This is a genomic window from Mycobacterium sp. (genome assembly GCF_035506235.1).
Taxonomy (GTDB): domain Bacteria; phylum Actinomycetota; class Actinomycetes; order Mycobacteriales; family Mycobacteriaceae; genus Mycobacterium.
In genome coordinates this window covers 24,327-30,582 of sequence record NZ_DATJPU010000296.1, presented here as the reverse complement: position 1 = coordinate 30,582, position 6,256 = coordinate 24,327, and the positions used below count along the sequence as shown (strand labels likewise).

Here is a 6,256-nt window from a genome sequence, read left to right as displayed (position 1 = left end):
CCGCGGCGTCGCCAGGACGCCGCCCCGCCGCGAGCCTGCCCTTGAGGCTGGCGACAGATTCGAAACCCCGGCTGTCCATCCAGTCGCGCAGACCGTCCACCAGCGTGGTCAGATGATCGGGACCGTGCTTCAGCAGGGCTGAGGTCGTCATCACCACATCCGCGCCGGCCAGCAGATATTTGACGACTTCGTCACGGCTCCACACGCCGGTGGTAGCCGCAATCGAGGCTTCCAGATGTCGCGACAGTAGGGCGATCCACATCAATGGCAGCCGGATTTCGTAAGGTGTGCTGAGCTGTAGGTCTATCTGCGGCGCCAGCGACGCCAGGTCGATGTCGGGTTCGTAGAAACGGTTGAACATCACGATGCCGTCGGCGCCGGCCTGCACCAGTTTCGTCGCCATGTTCCCGGGTGAACTGAAAAACGGGGCGATCTTGACTGCGACTGGCACGCTGACCGTCGCCTTCACCCCGCGAAGTATTTCGGCATAACTGTCTTCGAGCATCGCACCGGTCTCGGCTGGGTCGGCGGGAACGCGGTAGATGTTCAGCTCGATGGCGCTGGCGCCGGCCTGTTCCAGCCGACGCGCGAAATCGACCCAGCCGGCAGCGGATTTCGCGTTCAGGCTGGCGATGATCGGCACGTCCGCGCATTCCGATGCGCGGCGGAGCAGCTCCAACCGGCTCTCCAGCCCGCCCAGATCGGCGGTCACCTCAGGGAAATATCCCGTCGCCTCCGGCTGTGTCTCACCCCCCTGTTCGCGCAATGCCGCCTCTGCCAACTCCTCGGCGACGACCTGCTCTTCGTAGATCGAGGCCATGACGATCGCGGCGGCCCCGGCATCGGCGAGCCGTCGGATGCCGTCGAGATCGGAGCTGAGCGGCGATGCCGAGGCGACGATCGGGTGCTTCAGCTCAAGCCCCAGATATCGGGTCCCAAGGTCGAATTCGGTCATTGGGTGACGTCCTCCCAATGCGGCAGGAAGCGGCTGCCATCCCGCGCGGCGAGGTCTTCGTAGAGCCGGTAGCGTTCGTTTGCGGCCGCCTCGGCCTGCTGCAGCAGTTCGGCCGCCACTTCGGGATGCGTTTTCTTCAGTGTCGTATAGCGAAGCTGGCGATAGGCATAGTCTTCCAACGGGATTCGCGGGCGCGGGGAGTCAAGCCGGAACGGGTTCATACCCTTTTTGCGCATCGTCGGGTCGAAGCGGAACAGCGGCCAGTGGCCGCTCGCCACCGCACGTGCCTGCAGCTTCATGCCAGCACGCATGTCGATCCCATGGGCAATGCACTGCGAATAGGCAAGAACGATGGACGGGCCTTCGTACGCCTCTGCCTCGCGCAGCGCGATCAGCGCCTGTTCGGAGTTCGCGCCGAGCGCGATCTGCGCCACATAGACATTGCCGTACGCGACGGCCTGAATGGCAAGATCCTTGCGCGGCACCCGCTTACCTGCAGCTGCGAATTTTGCCGACGCCCCAAGCGGGGTTGCCTTCGACGCCTGGCCTCCGGTGTTTGAGTAGACCTCGGTATCCAGGACGAGGATGTTGACGTCGCGGCCCTGCGCCAGCACATGGTCGAGCCCGCCATATCCAATGTCATAGGCCCAGCCGTCGCCACCGACGATCCACACGCTGCGACGCACCAAGAAATCGGCCACGCTCATTAGCATCTTCGCATCGCTCGAGTCGATCCGTTTCAGCTTGTCCCTCAGGGCCGCAACGCGGGCGTGCTGCGTCGCGTAGTCGGACTCGCTGCGCTGTTCGGCATCGAGCAGCGCCCTGACCAGATCCTCACCGACCTGCGAAGCAAGCGTCTCCAACAGGCCTCGGGCGAGGCTCGTCTGCTCGTCAATTGCCAGCCGGTAGCCCAAGCCGAATTCGGCGTTGTCCTCGAATAGCGAATTCGACCATGCCACACCGCGGCCCTCCGCGTTGGCCTTCCAGGCATGGGCGGGGGTGTTGCCGGCGTATATCGACGAACACCCCGTCGCGTTGGCGATCTGCAGGCGGTCGCCGAAAAGCTGTGAGATCAACTTCAGATACGGCGTTTCGCCGCAACCGGCACAGGCGCCGCAGAATTCGAAGAGTGGCTCCAACAGTTGCACCCCACGCACATTGGCGAAGTTCACCCGCTGGCGGTCGGGCGTGGGCAGCGTGTCGAAAAACGCGATGTTTTCCCGCTCTTGGTTGAGGATGGGCAACTTCTCGTCCATGTTGATGGCACGCCGGTCGTCGCCGGTCTGGCTATACGCCGGGCAATTCTCGACACAGACACCGCATCCGGTGCAGTCCTCGACGTAGATCTGCAACGTAAAACGCGAGTCGGGATAACCCCGCGCATTGACCGGGGCGGACTTGAAGCCGTCGGGTGCGCCTTCGAGCCCCGTTGCAGGATATGTCTTCGCGCGAATGACACTGTGTGGGCAGACGATGCTGCATTGGCCGCACTGGATGCACAGGTCCGGATCCCAAATCGGCACCTCGACGGCGATGTTGCGCTTCTCGTATTTCGTCGTGCCCACGGGAAATGTGCCATCTGCGGGGATGCGGCTGACCGGGATGTCGTCGCCACGTCCGGCCATGATCTCTCCGGTGACCTCCCGGATGAACTCCGGCGCCGTCGGCGGAACGATCGGTGGGACATCATGTGTGCTGGTAACCGCTCCGGGGACCTCGACTTCATGCAGGGCGTCGATCGCGGCGTCGACGGCGGCGAAGTTCAGCTTCACAACCGCGTCGCCCTTGCCGGCATAAGTCTTTTGGACGAAGCGCTTGATCTCGGCCACGGCCTGCACCGGCGGTAAAACATCGGCCAGATGAAAAAAGCACGTCTGGAGAATCGTGTTCACCCGCGGCCCAAGCCCGTTCTGCCGCGCCACCTCGGACGCATCGATGACATAGAAGCGCAGTTCCTTGTCGAGGATCTGCTTCTGGACCTGACGCGGAAGCTCATCCCAGACTTCGTTCGGTCCGTATGGGCTATTGAGCAGGAACGTTGCACCGGGAACTGCCGGGCTGAGTATGTCGCGCTTGGCGAGAAAGCTGAACTTGTGGCAGGCGACGAGATCAGCATGACGGATCAGGTAGGGCGCAGTGATCGGGCTCTTACCGAAACGCAGGTGTGATGCTGTCTCCCCTCCCGATTTATGGGAGTCGTAATCGAAATACGCTTGCGCATAGCGATCGGGCGCCTCGCTTAGAATCTTGACGCTGTTCTTGTTGGCTCCGACTGTGCCGTCGGCACCCAACCCGAAAAACACACAGCGGACGGTGTCTTCAGGCTCGATATCCAGCGTCCGGTCGTAGTCGAGGCTGGTTTGGCTGACGTCGTCGATGATCCCGACGGTGAAGTGATTCCGGAAATCGGGTTTCTTCAGCTCGTCGAATACGGCCTTGGCCATCCCCGGGTGGAAATCCTTGGAGGACAGGCCGTACCGGCCGCCGATCACCCGCGGCATGTGTCGCAGCCGGCCTGCCGCGACGGCCTCGGCGAGCACGGCCACGACATCGGAGTGGAGTGGCTCCATGGGCGCGCCGGGCTCCTTTGTCCGGTCGAGCACTGCGATCGAGCGGACGGTTTCGGGCAGCGCATTCAGAAAGCGTTCGGCAGAAAACGGTCGATACAGCAAAACCTGTATTGCGCCGACCCTTTCGCCCTGCCGGTTGAGCCACCGCGCCGTCTCGCGCACGACCTCGGCACTCGAGCCCATGCTGACGACCACACGCTCGGCGTCGGCGGGGCCGTCATAGCGGAACAGTGAATAGTGCCGTCCGCAAAGGGTTCCGAGATGATCCATGGCCGACTGAACGATCTCAGGGACTTTGGCGTAGAAGGGGTTGACTGCTTCCCGGGTCTGGAAGTAGGTATCCGAGTTTTGCCAGGTTCCCCTGATGACCGGATGCTCCGGGCTGAGGCCGCGCTCGCGATGGGCGCGCACCAGATCGTCATCGATCATCGCCCTGATTTGAGCGTCCGGGATCAGCGACACCTTGTTGTACTCGTGTGAGGTGCGAAAGCCGTCGGTGAAGTGGATGAAGGGAACCCTCGCCGCCAGCGTCGCGGCCTGCGCAACCAACGCGAGATCATGGCCTTCCTGCACCGAACCTGCCCCGAGAATGGCAAAGCCGGTGCCGCGTGCCGCCATGATGTCCTGGTGGTCGCCGAAGATCGACGACGCACCGGCGGCCAGCGCCCTTGCTGCCACATGGAATACCGTCGACGTCAGCTCTCCGGCAATCTTGTACATGTTGGGCAGCATCAGCATCAGGCCCTGCGACGCGGTGAAGGTCGTGGTCAGCGCGCCGCTTTGCAGCGAACCGTGGACACAGCCCGCGGCGCCCCCCTCGGACTGCATCTCCTGCACGACGGGGATACTGCCCCAGACATTCCTGATGCCCTGATCCGACCAGGCATCTGCCAGTTCTGCCATCGTCGACGAGGGCGTGATCGGATAGATGGCGCAGACCTCGTTCACGCGATAGGCGATATGGGCAACCGCGGTGTTGCCGTCCATGGTGGCGGTCTGATCGGTCATGTGTGCCTCTAGGTCCGTACCTTGAAACTGCTTGGCGCCAACGGCTCGCCGAGACTTCCGAGAGGCGGCGACTCGCCCTGCGGTTCGGGAACCATCTCGATGGCGTGGCAGGGGCACTGTTCGAAACACGTTGCACAGCCGGTGCAAAGGTCCATGCTGACGTGGTAACCGTGCCCGGGGCCGAGGCGCGTGATCGCCTGTTCGGGGCAGGCCGCGTAGCAATTGTCGCATTCGAAACAGTTGCCACACGACAGGCAGCGCCGCGCCTCATAGCGCGCCTGCGCTTCATCGAGGCCAGCGACAATTTCGCCGAACCCCGTCCGCTGGGCGACCGGCAGCTTCTGCTGTTGGCTGCGCGGCGCGTCCAGATAGTCCAGCAGATGGAGCATGTCGAACGTGACCAGCGGATGCGATATCGGACGTTGGTAGGTCTCGCCGCGCATCCAGGCATCGATAGCGCGGGCCGCGAGCTTGCCGTGTCCGACCGCTATTGTCATAGTCCGCGCGCCGCCGATGCAGTCGCCGCCGGCAAAGATCCCGGGATGACCGGTCATCAACACCTCGTCGACCTCAACGACATCGTCGGGCGTGATCTTGACGTCCGCCGCGCTGCGCAACAATGACAGATCGCTGTGCTGCCCGACTGCCAGCACGACCGACTCGGCGGCGATCCGCTCGGTCTCGCCGGTCGGGGTGACGCTGCCGTCGGGGTTCATTTTGAGCTTTTCGATCACGATGCCGTCCGCGCCGAACTGCCCCACGGTGCTCAGCCACTTGATCTTCACGCCCTCGGCAAACGCTTCACTGGCCTCGGCCGGCTGCGCTTTCATACGAGCCACATCGGAGCGGTAGACCAGCAGCGCGTCCTCAGCCCCCAGCCGCCGGGCGGTGCGCGCGGCATCCACGGCTGTATTGCCGCCGCCGATGACCGCTACCGAACGACCAAGCTTGGGCGCCTTGCCCTCTTGCACCTCGTCAAGCAGGGTGACCGCATCGATGATCTTCTTGCCGTCCATGGCCGGAATGTTCAGGTGATTGGCTTCTTGCGCGCCCACCGCGACGAAGACCGCGTCGAAGCCGCCCTTCTGTTTTTCGGCCACCACATCATCGACCCGCTGGCCGCATTGAAGCGCAATCCCGGCCATGGCGGTGATGCGGCCGATCTCCTTGCGCAGCGGCGCGCGCGGCAGGCGGTAGGCCGGAATTCCGAAGGTCATCATGCCTCCGGGTTCGCCGGCGCCGTCACGGATCTCGACGTGATGGCCCATCCGCGCAAGGTGGTAGGCGCAGGCCAACCCGCCCGGTCCGGCTCCCACAACCAGCACCTTCCTGCCGCTCGGCGGTGCGACCGACACCCGCCAACCCTTGTCAGCCGCGAGATCGCCGAGGAAACGCTCTACTGCGTGAATTGCGACCGGCGCGTCCAAAGATGCGCGGTTGCAGCTGCTTTCGCAGGGGTGATAGCAGGCTCGCCCATGCGTCGACGGAAGCGGGTTGTCATCAACCAGCGCACGCCACGCCTCTTCATATTCTCCGGCCTGAGCCTGTGCCAGCCAAGCCTGGATATTCTCTCCGGCCGGGCAGGCGTGGTTACATGGCGGAAGAAGATCAACGTAGACGGGCCGTTGCCAACGCTGACTGCCCACACCCCTGCGCGTCGTCTCCTGCAGGACTTGCGTCATATCAGGCAACTTCAAAGAACACACAATCGAAGCACCTCCAC

General features: G+C 63.5%; 3 protein-coding genes. All 3 read right to left on the bottom strand.

The window, feature by feature from the left end; all coding sequences use genetic code 11:
- Window positions 1–955, bottom strand: a 955-nt coding sequence (locus VMD50_RS27855) for a dihydroorotate dehydrogenase-like protein (RefSeq protein ID WP_325432871.1), incomplete at its 3' end; no start/stop codon positions are given.
- The gene (gene nifJ, locus VMD50_RS27850) at window positions 952–4,533 is read right to left on the bottom strand and encodes a pyruvate:ferredoxin (flavodoxin) oxidoreductase (RefSeq protein WP_325432869.1); all 3,582 of its coding nucleotides are present in this window, start codon (window positions 4,531–4,533) and stop codon (window positions 952–954) included. The genes nifJ and VMD50_RS27855, both read right to left, overlap by 4 nt.
- A gap of 8 nt (window positions 4,534–4,541) precedes the next feature.
- The gene (locus VMD50_RS27845) at window positions 4,542–6,215 is read right to left on the bottom strand and encodes an NAD(P)-binding protein (RefSeq protein WP_325432867.1); all 1,674 of its coding nucleotides are present in this window, start codon (window positions 6,213–6,215) and stop codon (window positions 4,542–4,544) included.
- Window positions 6,216–6,256: the final 41 nt, after the last annotated feature.